The organism is Duganella sp. LjRoot269, assembly GCF_964254095.1.
Taxonomy (GTDB): domain Bacteria; phylum Pseudomonadota; class Gammaproteobacteria; order Burkholderiales; family Burkholderiaceae_D; genus Rugamonas; species Rugamonas hordei.
In genome coordinates this window covers 4422464-4443509 of record NZ_CAXUSL020000001.1, presented here as the reverse complement: position 1 = coordinate 4443509, position 21046 = coordinate 4422464, and the positions used below count along the sequence as shown (strand labels likewise).

The following is a 21046-nucleotide window of genomic DNA, read 5'->3' as shown; positions in this document are numbered from 1 at the left end:
GTCAGATCTGACCCCGGATTACTTAATGGGCCGCCATGGCGCGCAGCAGGGCCGGCACCTCGGCGCTGATCTCGCGCGCCAGGTAGCCCAGCGGGCCATGCTGCAGCGCCAGCTGTTCACCCGCCATCGCGTGCAGCGCCACGCCCCACGACGCCGCCTGTTCCAGCGCGGCGCCGCGTGCCGCCAGGCCCACGATCAATCCCGCCAGCACATCTCCCGATCCGGATATCGCCAGGCCGGTGTTGCCGCCCTGGTGACGCCATAGGCGGCCCGACGGCGCGGCGATCGCGGTCACCGGACCCTTCAGCGCCACGGTGGCGTGCCAGCGTTGTGCCGCCCGCCGCGCGGCCGCTTCGGGCTGGATGGTGATTTCCAGCTTGTCGGCGCCGCTCAGCGCGGCCAGTTCGCCGGCGTGCGGCGTCAACAGCACAGGCTGGTCGAAGCGGTGGCTGCCGTGGCTGGCGCGCACGATGCTCATGCCGGCGGCGTCGAGGATCAGCGGCACCTCGGCGCAGTGCGGCAGCAGCGCCCGCACCAGCACCGTGCTGGCCGCGTCGTCCTGCATGCCGGGGCCGATCAGCACCGCGCTGGCTTGGCGGCAGGCGTCGCGCAGGCTGTGCCCGCTGTCCTGCAAGCCGCCCTCGGCGGTCTCGGCCAGCCCGATCACGCGCGCTTCCGGCAGCGTGACGCCGATCTGCGGCGCCACGCCGGCGGCCGTGGCGATGGTCAGCTTGCCGGCGCCGGCGCGCAGCGCCGCGGCGGCCGCCAGCAGCAGCGCGCCCGGCATCTCGCGCGAGCCGGCGATGATCAGCACGTGGCCGCGCGTTTCCTTGTCGGCCTCCGCGTCCGGCATGGGCAGCGGCCAGTCGCGCAGCGCGGCGGCGGTGATTTCAATGATGTGTTCGGTGTCGTCCATGATCATGATTTGGGTGCGGCCGGCAGGTCCGGCTGATGGGTGACGGGCGTGCCGGACTCTTCGAGCGGCGCGACGAAATTGGCGCGCACCAGCACCAGCTTGCCGTGCTTGCCCGCGCCGGGGTCGTAACGGTATTCGGTGATACCGCAGTTGGGCACGTCGCCGGCGCGGTCGATCGCCAGGATCGCGTCCTCGTCCATGCGCTCCAGCAGGTAGCGGAAGCAGTTGACGATCACCTGGTGCGCGACGATCAGCACCCGCTCGCCGCGGTACTCGCGGGTGATGGTGTCTAGCGTGCTGCGCAGGCGCAGGATGACGTCGCACCAGCTCTCGCCGCCCGGCGGACGGAAATAGAACTTGCCCACGTGCTGGCGCTGTTCGGCCAGCTCCGGATATTTGTCGCGGATACCCAGCGGCGTCAGCCGGTCGAGGATGCCGAATTCTTTTTCGCGCAGGCGCTCGTCGGCCACCACGGCGCTCAGCCGGTCACGGTCCAGCGCGTCGAGCACCGCCTGCGCGGTGGCGCGCGCGCGGGCGTAGGGCGAGAACAGCACCACGCTGGGCCGCGCCTCGGCCGGCAGCGCGCCGAACCAGCCGCTCATCGCCACCGCCTGGCGCCGGCCCAGCGGCGACAGCGCGACGTCGACGTCGCGCCCGGCGATATCGATCAGCAATTGCGCGCCGGCTTCGGCGGCGTCGCGCGCGACGTTGCCGGCGCTCTGGCCATGCCGCGCCAGCCACAGCTGGTGCGGCCATTTCTGTTCGCTCATGAGCGCCCCTCCAGTTCGAGCTCCACCCATACCGGGGCGTGGTCGCTGGGCTTGTCGCCGCCGCGCACGTCGCGGTCGACCTCGGCCGCCTTCAGCGCCGGCGCCAGGGCGGGGCTGAGCAGCAGGTGGTCGATGCGCAGGCCGGCGTCGCGGCTGTAGGCGTTGCGGAAATAGTCCCAGAAGGTGTAAATCTTTTCGCCCGGATGCATGGTGCGCAGCGCGTCGCACCAGCCCTGTTCCAGCAGCCGGTGGAAGGCGGCGCGCACCTCGGGGCGGAACAGCGCGTCGTCGACCCAGCGCTCGGGCTTGTAGACGTCGAGCTCGGTCGGCATGACGTTGAAGTCGCCGGCCAGCACCACCGCCGCGCCGCTGTCGAGCAACCTGGCCGCGTGCACGATCAGCCGTTCGAACCATTGGAGCTTGTAGTCGAACTTGGGGCCGGGCGCCGGATTGCCGTTCGGCAGGTACAGGCCGGCGATCAGCACGCCGCCGACCACCGCTTCGATGTAGCGGCTTTGTTCGTCGTCCGGATCGCCGGGCAGGCCGCGCCCGACCTCGACCGGGGCCTCGCCGCGGGCCAGGATGGCGACGCCGTTCCAGCTCTTCTGGCCGTGCCAGACGGCCTGGTAGCCGGCCGCTTTGATAGCGGCTTCGGGAAACTTGTCCTGCGGCGCCTTCAGCTCCTGCAGACAGACGGCGTCCGGCCGAGCGCGCTCCAGCCATGCGAGCAGGGCGGGCAGGCGGCTGTTGATGCCGTTGACGTTGAAGGTGGCGATGCGCATGAGCCGATTATCAGTCAGCCGCGCCGCCGCCACCGTGCGTGGCCGCACATACCGCCGGCGTTGGCGGTACTAAGCTGGCGGCATATCTGGAACGAGGACGTGACATGGACAACAGCAAATCCGGACGCGTGGTCGGCATCATCCATCCATTGCGCGCGCCGCCGCCGCGTACGCCGGCCTGGCCCGGCTGCAATCCCCAGCCGCTGCGGCTGGTCGCCCGGCCCGACAAGGACATGGCGCGGGTGGTGGAAAACGGCCTCGCCTTGTACGCCTGCAAGGGCCACATCGCCGCGATCGACTATTTCGCCGCCCAAGGCGTGTCGCTGCGCACCATTTCGCGGGTGCTGTGGCAGCCGGAGCAGCGCCGCAACAGCTGACCCCTCCGCATATTTTTTGTTTGACAAGCCGCCGTTTGTAGTCTACTGTATTATTCAACTAATACACGAATACGACTGGCAATGACTTCCCATACCCCCTCCCTGTACACGATCGCGACCGGTTCGTCCGAGCCGATCTACCGCCAGCTGATCGAGCAGACCCGCCGCCTGCTGGCCGCCCGCGTGCTGGCGCCGGGCGACGTGCTGCCGTCCGTGCGCGAAGTGGCGCAGGCGCTGGCCGTCAATCCGATGACCGTCTCCAAGGCCTACAACATGATGGAAACCGAAGGCCTGCTGGCGCGCAGCCGGGGCATCGGCATGCTGGTGGCCGAGCGCAAGGCGGCGCCGCACAGCACGCACGAACGCGAAGCGCTGCTGCGGCCCACGCTGGAGCGGGCCGCCGCCGAAGCCCGTCAACTCGAACTCGATCCGGACGCCGTGATCGCTCTCTTTAATAAAATCCTGAAGGAAGAGAAATGAATGCATCGATCGTCAATGTCGCCAACCTGCATAAAGCGTTCGGCGGCCAGCAAGTGCTGCAGGGCGTGAACTGGGACATCGCGCCGGGCAAGGTGATCGGCCTGCTGGGCCGCAACGGCGCCGGCAAGTCGACCCTGCTCGAATGCCTGCTCGGGCTGCGCGAGGCCGACGCCGGCGCCAGCACGCTGTTCGGCCAGCCGGCCGCGCAGATCGGTGACGAGGCGCGCGCCAACATCGGCTACGTGCCGCAGAAGTCGGAGCTGTTCGAGTGGCTGACGCCGGCGCAGATGCTGGACTATTTCAAGGCGCTGTACCCGCGCTGGAACGAGGCCAAGGTGGCCGGCCTGATGGAGCGCTGGGGCCTGGCCGACTGCGCAGGCAAGCAGATCGGCCGCCTGTCCGGCGGCGAGAAGCAGCGGCTGTCGATCATCCGCGCGCTGGCGCACGATCCGCGCCTGCTGGTGCTGGACGAGCCGGTGGCCAGCCTCGATCCGGTCGGCCGCCGGGACTTCCTGCACGAGCTGGTGGACGGCGTCATCGAGCGCGATACGACGGTGATCTTCTCGACCCACATCCTGTCCGACCTGGAGCGGGTGGCGCTGGACGTGGCGTTCCTGCAGGGCGGCAAGATCACCTTGCAGGCGCCGCTGGATGAGCTGCTGGAGAGCACGCACCGCATCACCGGCAGCGCCGCCGCGCTGGCGCCGCTGCGCTTCCGCGACGAGATCGGCCGCCGGCAGGACCGCAGCGGCGGCGTCAGCATCCTGGCGCGGCTGAGCGGGCAGGAGGCGGCCGACCTGCGCGCCGGGCCGGAGCTGCGGGTCGAAACCCTGAGCCTGGAAGACCTGTTCGTCGAGGTGACCAAATGAGCGCGGCCTTCTACGACGGCTACGGCCAGATGATGCGCCAGGTGATACTGGACCGCTGCGGACGCGGCATGATGCTGCGCGTGAGCGCGCTGCTGGCGGCGGTGGCGATCGGCGCGCCGCTGCTGTTGCGACTGTCGCCGGCACTGCCGCGCTTCGGCGGCGCGGTCGCCGCCTGCGCTGCGGCGGCGGGCATCCTGCTGTGGTGCGGCACCTGGCTGCGCAGCGCGGCGCGGCAGAACCAGCCGGAGTACGCCGGCCTGGTGCCGCAACTGCGGCGCCGGCTGATGGTGCTGACGGTGCTGGTGCTCGTCGCCACGACGCTGCTGGTTTCGGCGCTGCTGGCGGCGGTGTTCGGCCATTTCGGCTACCTGCTGGCGGGTATCGGACTGTTTTGCGTGTACATGCTGTTCGTGCAGCGCTACATGCTGCTGGTGTTCCTGCCGTCGGCGGTGATCCTTGCATCGGTGTCGGTACAGCGGCGGCTGGAACAGCTGATCGGCATGGCCGCCGCGGCCGGCGAGCCGGTGGTGGCGGGCGTCGGCCTGATCGTGGTCGCTGCGCTGGGCGCATGGGGACTGCTGGCGGTGTTCCCGCGCGGTGGCGACAACCATTGGACATGGCACAGAAAGCTCAATGCGCGCCTGGCGCGCCAGCGCAACCTGGCGCCGTCGGCTGGCGCTCCCGCCGCCAGCGGCATGCCGCGCTGGGTGAAGTTGTGGTGCACGGCATCGGGCACCGTCTATCGGGCGACGCTGCGGCGCGACAACCGGCGCGCCGTCCCGGCATCGGCCGCGCGCATGATGATGCATACTGTGGGCGTCGAAGGCCATCACGGCGTCGCCGTCGGCGGCCTGCTGCTGCTGGCGTTGATGACGGTGCTGCTGGTGCTGTACCTGGGCCCGGACGTCCGCCTGGTGCAGCAAATGGCGCAGACCTCGGTGATCCAGATGTCGGTACTGTTGGCGCCATTGACCTACGCCGGCGGCGCGGCCTGCGCCATCAGCCGCCGCGGCACGGAGCAAAGCCTGTACCTGCTGACGCCGGGCGCCCCGCGAGCGGCCGCGCTCAACCGTCTGCTGGCGCGCACGCTGCTGACGCGCTTCCTGCTGGTCTGGCTGGCGGCCTTTGCCTGCGCGGCCGGGCTGGATGCGGCGATCGTCGGCGGCCCGCCGCTGCGCGGCGCGACCTTCGTGATGGCGATGGCGGTGCTGCCGTTCGGTCTCATACTGCTGCGCGACTACGCCGGCATGCCGTTCAGCTACAACCATACGATGATCCTGGGCGGCTGCTTTGCCGGGGCGGTGGTCTATCTGGTGGCGATGCAGGTCGAGCGCAGCGTGCCCGGTATGCCATGGTTCTGGCTGGGTGGCGCGCTGGCGCTGCTGTCGGTGCTGGCCATGGGACTGCGCTGGCAGCGCATGATGGCGCTGCCGCAGGCGTTCCCCGCAGGCCGGCTGGCGGTTTGACGCGCGGCCGCTCAGTTGGACTGCAGCACCAGCCCCACCGTGACGACCTGTTCGACGGCGCCGCGCGCCAGGCGCCGGCCCCAGGTGGCGTCGACCTGCAGGTGGTCGGGGATCAGCGCGTGGGCCAGGCCGAACTGGTAGCGCGAACCGGCGCGCTGCTGGCCATAGACTTCGGCCGTCAGCGAGTCGCGCTCGCCGAGCTTGAACTCGGCGCCGCTGCCCCAGGTGGCGTTGCTGCGGCGGGCGTCGGCCGGGCGCATCACGCCCAGGTTGACGTGCACCAGCACCGCATCGCCGCGCAGCGAAAAGCTGAGCGGCACGTTGGCCGACAGGTCGCCGTCGCCGCTGCGGCCGGTGCGGAACTGGTCGGCCAGCACCAGTCCCAGGCCCCAGCCGTCGGTCTCCAGCGGCTTGAACACCGTCTTGGCCTGCACCCGGCCGAAGTGCACGGTGCGGCTGTGCGGGCCGGCCGTGTCGTCGGCCCAGGCGCCGCCGACGGCCAGCTCCCAGTCGCCGCCGACATTGCAGGCCGGCGTGGCCCAGTATTCGTCGTAGTGCTGCGCATGCTGCGCGTAGGTCTCCAGCTGGCATTGGCCGGGCGCGGCAATGGCGGCATCGTCGACCGTCATCGGACGGCCGGCGTGGGCGCAGACGGGCGCCAGCAGGAGGACAAGGGCGGCAGGGGCGGCGTATGCACCGGCTGCGCGCAGCCGGGCGAGGGAAGTCAACATCATCATCATCATTACAGTTCAATATTCATTCGAGGCGCCGCCACTGTAGCGCCATCAGATGAAACTGTGATGACAACTATTTGGCGGCGGTAGCCAGCGGCTTGCCTTTTTCGACCACGTACACGCCGACCAGCTTGAGCGTACCGCTGCCGACGTTGAGGGCGTCGTGTACGGTGCCGGCCGGGATCACGAACGATTCGCCGGCCTTGACGCGGCGCGGGTCTTCGCCGTCGATGCGCAATTCGCCTTCGCCTTCGAGCACGTAGCTGATCTCGTCGCCGGGATGCGTGTGGCGGCCGGCGGTGGCGCCGGCGTCCAGCTCTACCCTGGCCACCACCGCTTCGCGGCCGGGCACCGAGACGTCGGCCTTCTTGATCACCGTGCGGCGTATCCCGGGGGCCTGGGCCAGCAAGGTGCCGGCGGCGCCGGCAAGCAGCAGGACGAACAGCGTGTTGCGAATCAGCGTGGTGCGGGCAAACGGAAGCGGTTTCATGGCGTGTCCTTTCGGCGGAAGGTACATCGAAGGCTGTCGTATGGCGGTGCGCAGGCAGATTGTACGACAGACGGTTCGGCGCCGCTAGCCGATGAAGCGGCGGCGTTCGCGCAGCAGCGCTTCCAGCTCGGGTGCGGCCATCGGCCTGGCGAAATAATAGCCCTGCATGATGTCGCAGCCGGCCTCGCGCAGGAACTCGACCTGCTGCGCGCTTTCGACGCCCTCGGCCACCACCGACAGGTTCAGGCTGTGCGCCATGGCGATGATGGCGGTGGCGATGGCGGCGCCGTCGCCCGGCACGTCGCTGACGAAGCTGCGGTCGATCTTCAGCTGGTCGATCGGGAAGCGTTTCAAATACGCCATCGACGAGTAGCCGGTGCCGAAGTCGTCGATCGACAGGTGGATGCCGGCTTCCTGGATGCGCTGCATCAGCGCCAGGTTGGCGTTGACGTTGTCCATCATGACACCCTCGGTGATTTCCAGCTCCAGCACGCCGGCCGGCAGCCCGGTTTCCTTGAGCAGCGCCAGCACCTCGTCCATCAGGCCGACGTCGCGCGTCTGCGCGGCCGACAGGTTGACGGCAAAGTGGGCGATGTCGTCGAACAGGCCCTGGCCGCGCCAGGCGGCGGCCTGGCGGCAGGCCGTCTGCAGCACCCAGCGGCCCAGCGGGACGATGACGCCGCTTTCCTCGGCCACCGGGATGAATTCGGCCGGGCTGACCGTGCCCAGCTCGGGGCAGGTCCAGCGGCACAGCACTTCGATGCCCGTCATGCGGCCGCTGCGCACGTCGATCTGCGGCTGGTAGTGCAGGGTCAGCTGGTTTTCCTGCAGCGCGCGGCGCAGATTGGCCTCCATCTTCAGGCGCTTGTGCGCGCGCAACGCCATCTCGGGCAGGAACATTTCGTAGCCGTTCTTGCCCAGGCTCTTGGCGTAGTACATGGCGGTGTCGGCGCCGCGCATCAGCGACAGCGCGTTGTCGCCGTGCGCCGGGTAGACCGCCACGCCGATGCTGGCGCTGACGTGCAGCAGGTGGTGCTCGATCTGGAACGGCTCGGACAGCGCGCGCAGGATCTTGCGCGCCACGGTGTCGGCTTCGCCGGCCGCTTCGGCCGCTTCGATGATGACCACGAACTCGTCGCCGCCGATGCGGCAGATGATGTCGTGCGCGCGCAGCGTGCCGCGCAGCCGCTGCGCCACCAGCTGCAGCAGCAGGTCGCCGCAGTTGTGGCCCAGCGTGTCGTTGACCACCTTGAAGTTGTCGAGGTCGAGCAGCAGCAGGCCGACCGCGGTGTGCTGGCGGTCGGCGCGCTTGAGGCAGGCGGCCAGCCGCTCGTTGAACTCGTTGCGGTTCGGCAGCGAGGTGATGGGATCGACGTGGGCCAGGTAGTGCAGGTGCTGCTCGGCCTTGCGCACGGCGGCGCGCATGCGCGCCACCAGCAGCCAGGCCAGGCCCAGCGCGGCCAGCGCGGCGGCCACGGTGAAGCCGGCAAAGCCGGTCAGGCGCTGGTACAGCGGCGCCAGCGAGGCGCGGATGACGACGCTGCCTATCATCTCGCCGTTGGCCGACACCGGTTCGAGCACCTCCAGCGTGGCGCCGCTGAATTGGCGCCGCTCGGCCAGCAGTTGCGGCGTCAGCGCGGGCGCGGCGGCGCCGTCGCGCCGGTAGCCGGCCAGCGGCCGGCCGGCGCGGTCCAGCACGGCCGCGCTTTGCACCGCCGGCGACAGCGCCAGCCCGGCCAGCGTTTCGGCGGCGGCGCGCTGGTCGCCGAACAGCAGCGCGGCGGTGCTGTTGTTGCCGGTCATGCGCGCCTGCACCTGCAGGTCGTCGAGCAGTGCGCCGCGCAGCGCGATGTACTGGAACAGCACCAGCAGCACGCCGGCCAGGGCCAGCGCGGCACCGGCCACCATCAGGTTGCTGCGCGCGACGCGGCTGCCCAGCGGGCCGGGCCGCAGCGAGATGTTCGGCAGCGGCGTGGGCGACTGCGGCGGCTTGCTCATTGCACGCTCCTGGCCAGGCGCAGCAGCTTGGAGCTGAGCAGCAGGCGGGCGCTGCGCACCGGGCCCAGGTCGGCGTCGAACACGACGCGCTTGTCTTCCATGAACAGCGACAGCATGGCGCCGGCGGCGGCGATCTGGCGGTCGTCGGCCACCGTCAGCACGCTGGCGAAGGTCAGGCTGCGGTGCAGCAGCGGCCAGCGCTCGCGGTCCTGGCGGTCCAGCACCAGCAGGTGGCAGCCGCGCGTGCTGTCGCCGGCCAGCGCCCGCACCGCCAGCCGGTGGCCGTTGACGGTCTTGTCGGCCAGCGCCTGCAGCGCGTCGAACAGCGTGTTGCCGGCGTAAGCGCACAACTGCAGCGGATCGCCGGCCGCCAGCGCGTCGGCCGGCCATTCGGCAAACACGGCGAAGTTGAAGATGTAGGCGGCCTTGAGCTGGTATTCGGCCACCGGCGTGGTGACCGGCGGCGGCACCTGCGTCCAGGCGCCGCCGCTGGCCGCCAGCAGCAGCGTGCACAAGGCGCCGCGCGACGCGGCGCGCAGGGTGGACGGGGAGAAAAGGTGCGCGACGGGCATGTCAGTAGGCCAGCGTCAGTTTGAGCTGCAGGCGGCGGCCGTCCTGGGCGATGGCGTTTTGCCGGTGCTCCTCGGCGGCCGGGTCGGCGTAGCGGCGGTCGAACAGGTTGTAGGCCGCCAGCGCGACGTCGCAGTGGCGCGTCAGCCGCTGCGAGTACAGGTTCAGGTTGGCCAGCAGGTGGGCGCCGCTGCGCCCGCCCTGTATCATTTGCCGCTGCCCGACGTACTGGGCTTCGACGCCGGCGCGCCAGGCGCCGGCCAGCGGCAGCGCCAGGTTGAGCTTGGCCAGCTGCGGCGGCGTGTTGACGCCGTCGCCGGCGCCGTCCTGGCGCACCCGCTGCCAGGTGTAGCTGGCGCGCAGCCGCGCCGAGTTGGCCCAGTTCTGCTCGTATTCGAGTTCGATCCCGCGCGCGACCGCCGTGCCGGCGTTGATGAACATCGGCAGCTCGCCGGTGTTGACGGCGGCGATCAACCCCGATACCTCGTTGCGGAAGGCCGACACGGTGAGCCGGCGGTTGCCCGCCAGCTGGCGCACCAGCGCCAGTTCGCTGCTGCGGATGCGCTCGCGGCCCAGCGCCGGATTGGCCAGCTGGCCGCCGGCGCCGGGCACCTGGTAAAAGCGCTCGTAGAGGTTGGGCGCGCGGTAGGCGCTGCCGTACATGGCCTTGACGGTGGTGGCGACGTCCCACTGCCGGACCAGCGCCAGGCGCGGGTTGAACACGCCGCCGCTGCCGGGGTGGTGGTCGTAGCGCAGGCCGGCGTTCAGCAGCAGCGTCGGCGTCAGCGCCACCTGGTCCTGGACGTACAGGCCGATGCGCCGGCCTTGCCGGTTCTGTTCCAGGTAGCTCTGCGCCGGTTCGAGGTCGAAGTTGAGCAGCCGCAGCCGGTAGTCGTCCTCGAAGTCCAGCCCGGCGAGCAGCTTGTGGCCGCCGGCGGCGGCCAGCGCGCGCAGTTCGCCGCCCCACCAGCGGCCGGTGCTGAGGTCGCGGTTGAGGGTGCGCAGTTGGTTATCGGTGACGTAGTCGCCCAGCGTTTCGTAGGCGCCCCAGTACAGCCGGGCGTCCAGTTCGGCCCGGGCGCCGAGCGCGCCGTGCCAGGCCAGGTCGGCATAGGTCTGGTCGTCGATGGTGCGCGAGCGCGGGTCGTTGAAGGCCTGGCTGAACGAGGCGGTCGGCACGCCCTTGTCGCGTTCGGCGTGCAGCAGGGTGGCGGTCCAGGCGCCGCGCGTGGCCTTGGCGTACAGGCGGCTGCCGCTTTCGTAATCGAGGCCGCGGGCCACGCCGTCGCTGCCGTCGCCGGCGTAGTCGGCGTAGAACAGGTCGCGGCCGTCGGTCTTGTAGCGGCTGGCCGACAGCAGCCAGTCGATGCCGGCGCCGTCGCGCCAGCCGTGGCTGGCGCTGGCGCGGCGCGCGCCGCCCTGGCCGCCGCTGACGCTGGCGTTGCTGCCTTCGAGGTCCTGGGCGCGGCGGGTGATGACGTTGATCACGCCGAAGAAGGCGTTGGCGCCGTAGATCGACGAGCCGGGGCCGGGCACGTATTCGATGCGCTCGACCAGCTCCAGGTCGAGCGGGAATTCGGCGCCCAGCGGGGCCTGGTCGTAGACGGCGTCGTTGACGCGGTTGCCGTCGATCTGCAGCAGGAAGCGGGTATTGTAGTCGCCCGGCCGCAGGAAGCCGTGGGCGCCCAGGTAGCTGTAGTTGCGGTCGTAGCTGACGTACAGGCCGCGCACGCTGCGCAGCGCGTCGGCCAGCGTGCGCCAGCCGTAGGCGCGGATGTCGGCGGCGGTCAGCACGGTCACGCTGGACGGCGCCTCGCTGGCGCGCTGGGTGAATTTGGAGGCGCTGTACACTTCCAGCGCCATCAGCTGTTCGAGCGGCAACGCGGTCAGGTCGGCGTCCTGCGGCGCGGCGGCGTGGTCGGTGCTATCGGCGGCGGCGTGGCGCGCGGGCGCCAGCGTCAGCAGCAAGGTCAGCGCGGCCAGCGCACGGCGCGGTGGACGCGGGATTTTGTTTCTCATAGATAAGATGGTGGCAGGTCGCGGCGCGCTTGTACAGGGGCGCGCGGCGGCTGCCGTGTTGCAATGGCGTTTCCGCAACAGGTAGCGGTGTCAGTGGCGCTGCTGGCGGCCCAGCCATAGCGCATCGAGCACCGAGCCGGCCCAGCAGACGATGCACACCAGCGCGGCGCCGTTGGTGGCTGGATTGTCAATACCGGAGGCGTTGACGCGTTCGAGGATGGCGAACGGGTCGAACGGCAGCTTGCCGCTGTTGATGTCGTCGACCAGCGTGCCGGCCAGTACCAGCGTGGTGCGCAGCAGGTAGCCGGCCGCCAGCAGCGTCGGCACGATGAACAGCAGGCCGCGCAGGCCGCGCCGCAGCGCCAGGTGGCCGAGGCCGGGGAACAGCAGCGCCGAGATCAGCGCCGCCTTGGTGGAGGCTTTCATGGGGTTCCTGTTGTTTCTTTGTCGGGCCGTGGTGGAATTGACTAAACGCAATATTAGGCCGGGTGGCGTGACGTAGATTACAACATCTTACCTGCCGGGGGGAATCATGCGCGCCTTGTTTGCCATCATCCTGCTGCTGAGCGGCCCGTACACTGCGGCCGCCGCCGCGCCCAACGAAAAAGACGCGGTCGCGCTGGCCGAGAAGGGCGCCCGGTTTGTCCGCACGCATGGCAAGGCGGCGATGATCGCGCGCATCAACAGCCGGGATCCGGAATTCAACCAGGGCGCGCTGTACCTGGCGATGCGCGACCTGGACGGCATCACCGTGGCCCATCCGACCACCGCGCTGATCGGCAAGAACCTGCTCGACGTGCCGGACGCCGACGGCAAGCCGTTCCGCCGGGAGATGGTGGCGGTGGCGCGCGGCCAGGGTCACGGCTGGGTCGGCTACAAGTTCCGCAACCCCGAATCGGGCAAGGTCGAGGCCAAGACCACCTACGTGCTGCGGGTGGGCGACGTGGCGCTGGAAGCCGGCATCTACAAGCACTGAGCCGCGATGCTCAGCAAACTGAGGATAGGTCCCAAGCTGCTGCTGGCGCCCGGCGTGGTGCTGATCCTGCTGATCATGCTGTCGGCGGGCGCCGGGCTGGGCATGGTGCGGCAGAACCAGCGGCTGGAGGACATGGTGCAGCAGCGCGCCGTGCGGCTGAAGGCGGCGGCCGACCTGGTGGCCGGCGCCCAGCACGCCCACACCGAGATCTACCAGCTGCTCACCTGGATCAACGCCAGCTTCTCGCCGCCGCGCATCGACGCGCTGGTGCGCGACATCCACGCCCGCCACGCGGCGCTGGACCGCCAGTTCGCGCAGCTGGAGATGGCCACCCAGAACTCGGCCGCCGAGCGGCGCTTCGTGGCGCAGTCGCAGGCCGCGCACGCGCTGTACGTCCAGGCCATCGCCGACGTCATCGAGCTGGCCATGGTGGACCAGTCGATGGCGGCCAACGCCATGTCCAAGGCCGAGCGCGCGTTCGACGTGGTGGCGCAGCGGCTGGAGCAGTTGTCGCGGCTGGAGCAGTCGCTCAGCGAGCGCGCCTACGCCGACGCCGAAGCCGAGTTCAAGTCGCTGTCGACCATGATGCCGGTGGTGGTGGCGCTGTCGATCGCGCTGTCGCTGCTGGTGACGATGGCGGTGCGCAACGCCATGCTGAAGGAGGTGCGCGAGATCGGCGCGGCGGCGGTCGACCTGGCCGAGGGCAACCTGACGGTGAAGAACCGGGTCTACGGCAAGGACGAAATCGCCGAGACGGCGCGCGCCCTGGACACCAGCATCCGCAACCTGAACACGACCTTGAAGACGATACTGGCGTCGGCGCAGTCGATCGACACCGCCTCGCGCGAGATCGCGCAGGGCAATGCCGACCTGACGCAGCGCACCGAGGCGCAGGCCAGCACGCTGGAGGAGACCAGCAGCTCGATGCAGGAGCTCAGCGCGACCGTGACGCAGACCGCGTCCAACGCGCAACTGGCCAACCAGCTGGCGCGCTGCGCCACCAGCTTCGCGGTGCGCGGCGGCAGCGTGGTGCAGCGGCTGGTGGTGACGATGGCGGCCATCCGCGGCAGCTCGCGCAAGGTGGTGGAGATCGTCGGCGTGATTGACGGCATCGCCTTCCAGACCAATCTGCTGGCCTTGAACGCGGCGGCCGAGGCGGCGCGCGCGGGCGCGCACGGGCAGGGCTTCGCGCAGGTGGCGGGCGAGGTGCTGACGCTGGCGCAGCGCTCGGCCACGGCGGCGCGGGAGATCAAGCTGCTGATCGCCCAGTCGGTGGCCGAGATCGAGGGCGGCAGCCGCTCGGTGGAGGAGGCCGGCGGCAGCATGGAGGAGATCGTGGCGTCGGTGCGGCAGGTGGGCGACATCATCGGCCAGATCAGCGAGGCCAGCGCGGAACAGGCGCAGGGCTTGCAGGACGTAAAACAGGCCATCGTCGAGATGGACCAGGTGACGCAGCAAAACCTGCTGCTGGTGGAGCAGGCCGTCGCCGCCGCGACGGGCCTGCAGCGCCAGGCCGTCACGCTGTCGGAGGCGGTGGCGACGTTCAAGCTGGACGAAGGACGCGATCCGCCCGGGTTGGTCCATCCTGCGGGCTCGCCCCGCGTGGCGCGCCTGCGTCTGGCGTCGGTGCGCAGCTAGGCGCTCACCCAGCGGTCGCCCGGCTGTTTCAAGTATTTATTGAACACATAGCCCCACGGCATGGCGATCGGGATGATCACCACCAAGGCTATCTCAATCAGGTTTTCCAGCATGGCCTGATCCAGCGGGCCTGCCTGCCAGGCCGGCAGCGCGACGACGACCAGCCACAGGACTTTCCAGCTCAGCTCCCACAGCAGCACGGGCAGCATCTGCAGCGGATAGCGGATGCCGAGCGCGCACAGCAGGCCGAACGCGGCCAGCATGCAGTTGACGAAGCCTTGCATCAGGCCCCACGGCTGGGCGTGATGGATCACGCCGGGCCAGATCACCAGGCCCAGGCCCACGGCGATGATCAGGTAGACGGTTCTCAGCATATACAGGCGTAACAACGATACTTGATGCATGGCGTGGCTCCTTAAAAAATGGATTACTCGACTTCCTTCAATACCTTCTCGACCTGCGCCAGCCGCGACTGGACGTCGGCCAGCGATGCGCCCATAGCCTTCAGCGCGGCTGCCGTTTCGGTCTGCGCGGCCGCTGATTTTTCGGCGATCTGCCGGTACTCCTCATCGTTCTCAAAACGCAGCCTGGCTTGCTTGACCGCAGCCAGCGCGCGCAGGCCGAAGACCGCGACGATGGCCGCCAGCGGCAGGGCCAGGGTTAACAAGTAGATGTGTTCGGACATGATGGCCTCTAGGTTTCAGTGTTGTTGGACAGGGTTTTCGCCGCCTCGGCGATCAAGGCCGGGGTCAGCTCGACGGCAAAGGCGTTCACTTCAAAATAGTTCAGCGCCTTGCCGTCGGTGGACAACTCCAGCTGGCTGGCGACCAGCCCGGCGTCCTCCAGCTTCTGCAGATGCAGGTGCAGCAAGGGCCGGCTGATGCCCAGCTCGCGCGCCATCTGGCTGACGTAGTTGCGTCCGCCCGCCGACAGGGCGGCGATGATGCGCAGCCGGTGCGGATTCGACAGCGCCGCCAGCATGGCCAGCAGCTGGTCTCCGGTGGGGGGGGGCGTTTTCGATTTCATGTGTAAAGAATATCTGACAGGTGTCAGCGTGTCAAACACTTTAGGCAAAAAAAAGCCCGGCGCGTGCCGGGCTTCGTGAGGAGCGGGTGATTTACCCGTAGTTTTACTCGTAGTCGCTCATCGGCGCGCAGCCGCAGAACAGGTTGCGGTCGCCGTACACGTTGTCGGCGCGGCCGACCGGCGGCCAGTACTTCTGCTTGCGCAGCGACGGCACGGGATAGGCCGCCACTTCGCGGCTGTACTTGCGCTCCCAGACGTCGGCCGTCAGCACCTCGGCCGTGTGCGGCGCGAACTTGAGCGGGTTGTCCAGCTTGTCGAATTCGCCGCTTTCAACCTTGGCGATCTCGCCGCGGATGGTGATCATGGCGTCGATGAAGCGGTCCATCTCGGCCTTCGATTCGCTCTCGGTCGGCTCGATCATCAGGGTGCCCGGCACCGGGAAGCTCATGGTCGGCGCGTGGAAGCCGAAGTCCATCAGGCGCTTGGCCACGTCCTCGTTGCTGATGCCGGTGGCATCCTGCAGCGGACGCAGGTCGATGATGCACTCGTGCGCCACCAGGCCGTCGTGGCCCGAGTACAGCACAGGGAAGTGCGGCGACAGGCGGCGCGCCATGTAGTTGGCGTTCAGGATCGCCGTCTCGGTGGCCGCGGTCAGGCCTTCGGCGCCCATCATCGCGATATACATCCACGAAATCGGCAGGATGCTGGCCGAACCGTACGGCGCCGCGCTGACCGAGCCGATGCCGGCGTTGTCGCGGATGTAGCCGTTCGAGCGCTGGTTGGGCAGGAACTTGGCCAGGTGCGCGCCGACGCCGATCGGGCCGACGCCAGGACCGCCGCCGCCGTGCGGGATGCAGAAGGTCTTGTGCAGGTTCAGGTGCGACACGTCGCCGCCGAACGAGCCTGGGGCCGCCACGCCGACCAGCGCGTTCATGTTGGCGCCGTCGATGTAGACCTGGCCGCCGTGGCCGTGGACGATCTCGCACAGTTCCTGGATGCCTTCCTCGAACACGCCGTGGGTCGAAGGGTAGGTCACCATCACGCAGGCCAGGTTCTTCGAGTGCAGCTCGGCCTTGGCCTTCAGGTCGGCCAGGTCGACGTTGCCGCTGGCGTCGCAGGCGGTCACCACCACCTGCATGCCGACCATGTTGGCCGATGCCGGGTTGGTGCCGTGCGCCGACGACGGAATCAGGCAGATGTTGCGGTGGCCTTCGCCGCGCGAAGCGTGGTAGGCCTGGATCACCAGCAGGCCGGCGTACTCGCCCTGCGAACCGGCGTTGGGCTGCAGCGACACGGCCGCGTAGCCGGTCAGCGCGCACAGCATCTCTTCCAGCTGGGCGATCATCTCGCGGTAGCCGACGGTTTGCGCGTCCGGCGCGAACGGGTGGATGTTGGAGAACTCGGGCCAGGTGACCGGGATCATCTCGGACGTCGCGTTCAGCTTCATCGTGCACGAACCGAGCGGGATCATGGTGCGGTCCAGCGCCAGGTCCTTGTCGGCCAGGCTGCGCAGGTAGCGCAGCATTTCGGTTTCGGAGTGGTAGCGGTTGAACACCGGGTGCGTCAGGTAGTCGCTGGTGCGCGCCAGCGATTCCGGGAACGAGCGCGAAACAGCCGCTTCGACGGTGTCGAAGTCCGGGCCGTGGGCCGGGCCGCCAACCGGATGCGCGAACACGGTCCACAGCAGCGCGATGTCTTCGCGGGTGGTGGTCTCGTCGAGCGACACGCCGACATGCGAGGCGTCGATCACGCGCAGGTTGACGCCGTGCGAATGGGCCGATGCGTGCAGCTGCTCGGCGTTCTTGACGGCGACGGTCAGCGTGTCGAAGTAGCTGTCGTTGACGACGGTGTAGCCCAGCGTCTTCAGGTTGGACGCCAGTACACCGGTGTAGCGGTGCACGCGCTTGGCGATCTGCTGCAGGCCTTTCGGGCCGTGGTAGACGGCGTACATCGACGCCATCACCGCCAGCAGCACCTGCGCGGTGCAGATGTTGGAGGTGGCTTTTTCGCGGCGGATGTGCTGCTCGCGGGTTTGCAGCGCCAGGCGGTAGGCCTTGTTGCCCTGGGCGTCGATGGTGACGCCGACCAGACGGCCGGACATGCTGCGCTTGAATTCGTCGCGCGTGGCCAGGTAGCCGGCGTGCGGGCCGCCAAAGCCCAGCGGCACGCCGAAGCGCTGGCTGTTGCCGACGACGACGTCGGCGCCCCATTCGCCCGGCGGCGTCAGCATGGTCAGCGCCAGCAGGTCGGCGGCGACCACCACCATCGTGCCCTTGGCCTTGATCGTGGCCACGTCGGCCGCGTAGTCGCGCACCGCGCCGTTGACGCCAGGGTACTGCAGCAGCACGCCGAAGGCTTCGCCGATGCCGGCCAGCTCGGCCGGATGGAAGCCGCGCACCTCGATGCCCAGCGGCTTGGCACGGGTCTCGACCACTTCGCGGGTCTGCGGCAGCACGTCGTCGGCGACGTAGAACACGGCAGATTTCGATTTGCCCACGCGCTGCAGCAAGGTCATGGCCTCGGCGGCGGCGGTGCCTTCGTCCAGCATCGAGGCGTTGGCGATGCCCATGCCGGTCAGGTCGGTGACGGTTTGCTGGAAGTTCAGGATCGCTTCCAGGCGGCCCTGCGAAATCTCCGGCTGGTAAGGCGTGTAGGCGGTGTACCAGGCCGGGTTCTCGAAGATGTTGCGCAGGATGACGCCCGGCGTCAGCGTGTTGTAGTAGCCCTGGCCGATCAGCGACTTGAGCACCTTGTTCTTCGAGGCGATCTTTTTCAGCTTGGTCAGCGCTTCCTGTTCCGGCATCGGCTGCGAGTACGCGCCCAGCGGCAGCGCGCCCTGGTTGCGGATGTTGGCGGGAACCAGGGCGTCGATCAGGGCGGCGCGCGAGGCGTAGCCGAGTACCGACAGCATGGCTTCCTGTTCGGCGGCGTCAGGGCCGATGTGGCGGGCGATGAAGGCGTCGCGGGCTTCGAGTTGGGTCAGGCTGGTGCGGGTCATGATATGGGGGCGGGGAGCTGAGTAAGTGAGCGGGACGGCAAATCAGCCGCTGCCGTCATTCCCGCGCAAGCGGGAATGACGGTGCGGCGTGGCGGCGAAATTACGCTTCGGTGGTCTTGCCGTAGGCGGCGGCGTCCATCAGGCCGTTGATCGCTGCGGCGTCGGCCGGCTTGATCTTGAACAGCCAGGCGCTGTAGGCGTCGGTGTTGATCGATTCCGGCGCGCTGGCCACGTCTTCGTTGACGGCCACGACTTCGCCGGCGATCGGCGCGTAGATGTCGCTGGCCGCCTTGACCGATTCCACCACGGCCGCGTCGTCGCCGGTGCCGTAGGTGGTGCCCACTTTCGGCAGTTCGACGAAGACGATGTCGCCCAGCGCGTCCTGCGCGAACTCGGTGATGCCGACGGTGACGGTGCCGTCAGACTCAGCGCGTACCCATTCGTGGGATTCGGTGTACTTCAGGTCTGCAGGAATATTCATGTAAGGCTCCAGAGGGTAGGTGTCAGGGGTACTAATTTATACAGCAAGGATTTTACCGTTACGCACGAACGGCAGCTTGACGACGGACGCCGCCAGCTTCTTGTCGCGGATCTCGACGTGCACGGTGTCGCCGACGGCCACGCCGTTGGGCACGCGCGCCAGCGCGATGGCCTGCTGCATGGTCGGGCTGAAGGTGCCGCTGGTGATCTCGCCGACGGCGTCGGTGCCGGCCACGACGACCTTCTGGTGCGCGCGCAGCACGCCGCCTTTTTCACGCAGGATCAGGCCGACGAACTGGGCATTCTGGCCCATCGCCTGCAGCGCGGCCTTGCCGATGAAGTCGCGCTCGGCGACCAGGTCGATGGTCCAGGCCAGGCCGGCGTCCAGCGGGTTGACGGTTTCGTCCATGTCCTGGCCGTACAGATTCATGCCCGCTTCCAGGCGCAAGGTGTCGCGCGCGCCCAGGCCGGCCGGCTTGACGCCCGCCGCGGCCAGCGCGTTCCACAGCTTCTCGGCCTGGTCGGCGGCCACGCCGATCTCGAAGCCGTCTTCGCCGGTGTAGCCGGTGCGGGCGATCATCGCCTCGCCGAACACAGGGCTGTGGGCGAAGGCCACGTTGAACGGCTTCATGTCGGCCGTGCCTTCCTTCGATTCCGGGATCACCTGCCATACCTTGGCGCGGGCGTTCGGGCCCTGCACGGCGATCAAGGCCATGGCGTTGGCGCCGTCTCCATCCCTGCGCTGGGTGATCGTCAGGCCGCTGCCGGTGGCGGTGTTTTGCTGCTGCATCCAGGCCACGTCTTTTTCGGCGGTGCCGGCGTTGACCACCAGGCGGAACCAGCTCTCGTTGATGAAGTAGACGATCAGGTCGTCGATGACGAAGCCCTGCGGGTTGAGCATGCACGAGTACAGCGCCTTGCCCGACACCTGCAGCTTGTCGACGTTGTTGGCCAGCAGGCCGCGCAGGAAGGCGCGCGCGTTGTCGCCCTTGATGTCGACCACGCACATATGGGCCACGTCGAACATGCCGACGTCGGTGCGCACGGCGTTGTGTTCTTCGATCTGCGAACCGTAGTTGACCGGCATGTCCCAGCCGCCGAAATCGACCATGCGGGCGCCGGCGGCGCGGTGGGCGTTGTTGAGTGGGGTAGCTTTGAGCGTCATGATTCCTCGGTCCAATTCGAATAGGGGTTAACAGAACATACAAGGAACGGCTAAAAAGCTGATTCCACAATGATCGCAGACCCCTCTGTCCTTGGTACCTGAGAGATTACGGAGAAATGGATCTCCGCGCGCCCCTTCGGTGGGCCGCCGGCGTATGCCGCGGCCGCTCTCCAGAGTTGAGCCAAACTGGCCCCTTGATCGGTCCTTTTGCCTGAGAGTTTTTGGGTAGTGCCCCTTCGGCGGCTGCTCCGGCGAATTCGCCCGGCAACCCTCTCCCGATCAAGACTCGGGAATATATGTCAGAAGGGCGATATTGTCAATCTTGACGGCAACGGTGGCAACAATACCCGCGCACGAATGAATGCAACAATAAGGCCCGCAAAACAACTATTTGCTAGAATAAACCACACCTATTCGAGAGCCCAGCCATGAGCCAAGATTCAACTACTTACGAGGGCCACGCGTGGTTCACCCTGTCCGGCGACGTCAACAGCGACATGGTGCGTCGCGTGTTCGACGCGGTCGCCGACATGACGGAGGACCGCATCACCACCGCCCATATCCTGATCCAGTCCAACGGCGGCTACGTCAGCGACGGCATCTGCCTGTACAACTACCTGAGCAAGCTGCCGATCCGCATCTGCACCTACAACGCCGGCGCGGTGGCCTCGATCGCGGTGATCCTGTTCCTGTCCGGCTCGGAGCGCTACGCCAGCGACACGGCGCGCTTCATGGTGCACAAATCGCACGCCAGCGCGCCGCACGGCGCCCGGCCGGACGCGCTGCGCATCATCGTCGAGGGCTTGCAGGCGGACGACGCCCGCACCGAGCAGATCCTGCGCGAGCACGTGCAGCTGACCGCCGAGCACTGGCGCATCCACGAATATTCCGATTTGCACCTGACGGCGTCCGAAGGCCTGGTGGTAGGGATGATCAATGAGGTGAAGGATTTCGCGCCGCCGCGCGGACAACGGGTGGCAAACATCTGATGCGGCGCCGGGGCTGGCGCCGCAGTGACCGCCGCTGGCCTCACCGGCCTCGCCGGCTTATTCAGCGGTCTTGATTACCGGAGCCGCCGGACTGTTTCTTGCCGTCGTTTTTGTGACTTTGACGGCCGGCCTCCACGTGCTGCTCATGGGTGCCGCCCTGCGTGCCGCCGCTGCTGCCGCGCGATCCGCTGGACGAACCCTGGCCGCCGGACTGCTTGCTGCTGCCCTGGTTGGAGCCTTGTTTACTACCGCCACCTTTTTGATTCGAGTTCATTTTGATTCCTTTGCGAAAGTGAAAGAACG

At 68.4% G+C, this 21046-nt stretch carries 23 protein-coding genes and 2 riboswitches; of the genes, 7 read left to right on the top strand and 16 right to left on the bottom strand.

All coding sequences use genetic code 11. From position 1 onward, the window contains the following. Window positions 1-22: 22 nt before the first annotated feature. Genes ACSQ3S_RS19885 through xth form a run of 3 tightly spaced genes read right to left on the bottom strand, consistent with a single transcriptional unit; the run spans window position 23 to window position 2468 of the window. Window positions 23-916, bottom strand: coding sequence for an NAD(P)H-hydrate dehydratase (locus ACSQ3S_RS19885; RefSeq protein WP_436143526.1), 894 nt, complete (start codon window positions 914-916; stop codon window positions 23-25). A 2-nt stretch (window positions 917-918) separates the two neighbouring features. Beyond that, entirely contained in the window at window positions 919-1686 is a 768-nt protein-coding gene (locus tag ACSQ3S_RS19880) for a histidine phosphatase family protein (protein ID WP_436143525.1), read from the bottom strand. Continuing rightward, complete coding sequence (gene xth, locus ACSQ3S_RS19875; RefSeq protein WP_436143524.1) at window positions 1683-2468, bottom strand: exodeoxyribonuclease III; 786 nt, start codon at window positions 2466-2468, stop codon at window positions 1683-1685. The genes ACSQ3S_RS19880 and xth overlap by 4 nt, the downstream gene beginning before the upstream one ends. A gap of 104 nt (window positions 2469-2572) precedes the next feature. Here xth and ACSQ3S_RS19870 point away from each other — a divergent pair, with 104 nt between their 5' ends. From ACSQ3S_RS19870 to ACSQ3S_RS19855, 4 genes are all read left to right on the top strand, one after another. Further along, window positions 2573-2845 (top strand): hypothetical protein, encoded by a 273-nt coding sequence (locus ACSQ3S_RS19870; RefSeq protein WP_436143523.1) that lies wholly within the window; start codon window positions 2573-2575, stop codon window positions 2843-2845. A gap of 81 nt (window positions 2846-2926) precedes the next feature. Beyond that, window positions 2927-3325, top strand: coding sequence for a GntR family transcriptional regulator (locus tag ACSQ3S_RS19865; RefSeq protein WP_176651146.1), 399 nt, complete (start codon window positions 2927-2929; stop codon window positions 3323-3325). Then, window positions 3322-4194, top strand: coding sequence for an ATP-binding cassette domain-containing protein (locus ACSQ3S_RS19860; protein ID WP_436143522.1), 873 nt, complete (start codon window positions 3322-3324; stop codon window positions 4192-4194). Before ACSQ3S_RS19865 ends, ACSQ3S_RS19860 begins: the two co-directional genes overlap by 4 nt. After that, window positions 4191-5660 carry a hypothetical protein gene (locus ACSQ3S_RS19855; RefSeq protein ID WP_436143521.1) on the top strand — a complete coding sequence of 490 codons (1470 nt, stop codon included), beginning with the start codon at window positions 4191-4193 and terminating at the stop codon, window positions 5658-5660. The genes ACSQ3S_RS19860 and ACSQ3S_RS19855 overlap by 4 nt, the downstream gene beginning before the upstream one ends. A gap of 11 nt (window positions 5661-5671) precedes the next feature. Here the strand turns inward: ACSQ3S_RS19855 and ACSQ3S_RS19850 are convergent, their stop codons facing one another. The 6 genes from ACSQ3S_RS19850 to ACSQ3S_RS19825 form a co-directional block, all read right to left on the bottom strand. Then, window positions 5672-6403, bottom strand: a complete 732-nt coding sequence (locus ACSQ3S_RS19850) for a hypothetical protein (RefSeq protein ID WP_436143520.1) — start codon at window positions 6401-6403, stop codon at window positions 5672-5674. A gap of 64 nt (window positions 6404-6467) precedes the next feature. Next, on the bottom strand, window positions 6468-6884 hold the full coding sequence (locus tag ACSQ3S_RS19845) for a cupin domain-containing protein (RefSeq protein WP_176651142.1): 417 nt from the start codon (window positions 6882-6884) through the stop codon (window positions 6468-6470). 84 nt (window positions 6885-6968) lie between these two features. Further along, on the bottom strand, window positions 6969-8882 hold the full coding sequence (locus tag ACSQ3S_RS19840; protein ID WP_436143519.1) for a putative bifunctional diguanylate cyclase/phosphodiesterase: 1914 nt from the start codon (window positions 8880-8882) through the stop codon (window positions 6969-6971). Next, window positions 8879-9454, bottom strand: coding sequence for a YfiR family protein (locus ACSQ3S_RS19835; RefSeq protein WP_436143518.1), 576 nt, complete (start codon window positions 9452-9454; stop codon window positions 8879-8881). The genes ACSQ3S_RS19840 and ACSQ3S_RS19835 overlap by 4 nt, the downstream gene beginning before the upstream one ends. A gap of 1 nt (window position 9455) precedes the next feature. Next, the gene (locus ACSQ3S_RS19830; protein WP_436143517.1) at window positions 9456-11471 is read right to left on the bottom strand and encodes a TonB-dependent receptor plug domain-containing protein; all 2016 of its coding nucleotides are present in this window, start codon (window positions 11469-11471) and stop codon (window positions 9456-9458) included. A gap of 90 nt (window positions 11472-11561) precedes the next feature. Then, window positions 11562-11897: a DUF6677 family protein gene (locus tag ACSQ3S_RS19825; RefSeq protein ID WP_176651138.1), complete on the bottom strand. Its 336-nt coding sequence runs from the start codon at window positions 11895-11897 to the stop codon at window positions 11562-11564. Window positions 11898-12003: 106 nt separating this feature from the next. Here ACSQ3S_RS19825 and ACSQ3S_RS19820 point away from each other — a divergent pair, with 106 nt between their 5' ends. Together ACSQ3S_RS19820 and ACSQ3S_RS19815 are read left to right on the top strand one after the other, a co-directional pair. Next, window positions 12004-12447 carry a cache domain-containing protein gene (locus ACSQ3S_RS19820; protein ID WP_436143516.1) on the top strand — a complete coding sequence of 148 codons (444 nt, stop codon included), beginning with the start codon at window positions 12004-12006 and terminating at the stop codon, window positions 12445-12447. Window positions 12448-12453: 6 nt separating this feature from the next. After that, entirely contained in the window at window positions 12454-14085 is a 1632-nt protein-coding gene (locus ACSQ3S_RS19815) for a methyl-accepting chemotaxis protein (RefSeq protein ID WP_436143515.1), read from the top strand. Here the strand turns inward: ACSQ3S_RS19815 and ACSQ3S_RS19810 are convergent. The 6 genes from ACSQ3S_RS19810 to gcvT form a co-directional block, all read right to left on the bottom strand. Continuing rightward, on the bottom strand, window positions 14082-14489 hold the full coding sequence (locus ACSQ3S_RS19810) for a hypothetical protein (protein WP_436143514.1): 408 nt from the start codon (window positions 14487-14489) through the stop codon (window positions 14082-14084). The two genes, ACSQ3S_RS19815 and ACSQ3S_RS19810, sit on opposite strands and share 4 nt — an antisense overlap. 23 nt (window positions 14490-14512) lie before the next feature. Further along, entirely contained in the window at window positions 14513-14770 is a 258-nt protein-coding gene (locus ACSQ3S_RS19805) for a hypothetical protein (RefSeq protein WP_436143513.1), read from the bottom strand. Between the two features lie 8 nt (window positions 14771-14778). Continuing rightward, window positions 14779-15111, bottom strand: a complete 333-nt coding sequence (locus tag ACSQ3S_RS19800; RefSeq protein ID WP_436143512.1) for an ArsR/SmtB family transcription factor — start codon at window positions 15109-15111, stop codon at window positions 14779-14781. A gap of 103 nt (window positions 15112-15214) precedes the next feature. Then, window positions 15215-18109: an aminomethyl-transferring glycine dehydrogenase gene (gene gcvP, locus ACSQ3S_RS19795; protein WP_353404494.1), complete on the bottom strand. Its 2895-nt coding sequence runs from the start codon at window positions 18107-18109 to the stop codon at window positions 15215-15217. Window positions 18110-18209: 100 nt separating this feature from the next. Next, window positions 18210-18590 carry a glycine cleavage system protein GcvH gene (gene gcvH, locus ACSQ3S_RS19790; protein WP_436143511.1) on the bottom strand — a complete coding sequence of 127 codons (381 nt, stop codon included), beginning with the start codon at window positions 18588-18590 and terminating at the stop codon, window positions 18210-18212. Between the two features lie 36 nt (window positions 18591-18626). After that, window positions 18627-19754, bottom strand: a complete 1128-nt coding sequence (gene gcvT / locus ACSQ3S_RS19785; RefSeq protein ID WP_436143510.1) for a glycine cleavage system aminomethyltransferase GcvT — start codon at window positions 19752-19754, stop codon at window positions 18627-18629. A gap of 75 nt (window positions 19755-19829) precedes the next feature. Continuing rightward, window positions 19830-19938, bottom strand: a riboswitch (glycine riboswitch). Between the two features lie 5 nt (window positions 19939-19943). After that, window positions 19944-20042, bottom strand: a riboswitch (glycine riboswitch). 140 nt (window positions 20043-20182) lie between these two features. On the opposite strand from gcvT, the gene ACSQ3S_RS19780 reads away from it, so the two are divergent. Then, window positions 20183-20743, top strand: a complete 561-nt coding sequence (locus ACSQ3S_RS19780; protein ID WP_176651129.1) for an ATP-dependent Clp protease proteolytic subunit — start codon at window positions 20183-20185, stop codon at window positions 20741-20743. A 61-nt stretch (window positions 20744-20804) separates the two neighbouring features. On the opposite strand, the gene ACSQ3S_RS19775 is transcribed toward ACSQ3S_RS19780, so the two are convergent. Next, entirely contained in the window at window positions 20805-21017 is a 213-nt protein-coding gene (locus ACSQ3S_RS19775) for a hypothetical protein (protein ID WP_176651128.1), read from the bottom strand. Between the last annotated feature and the right edge of the window lie 29 nt (window positions 21018-21046).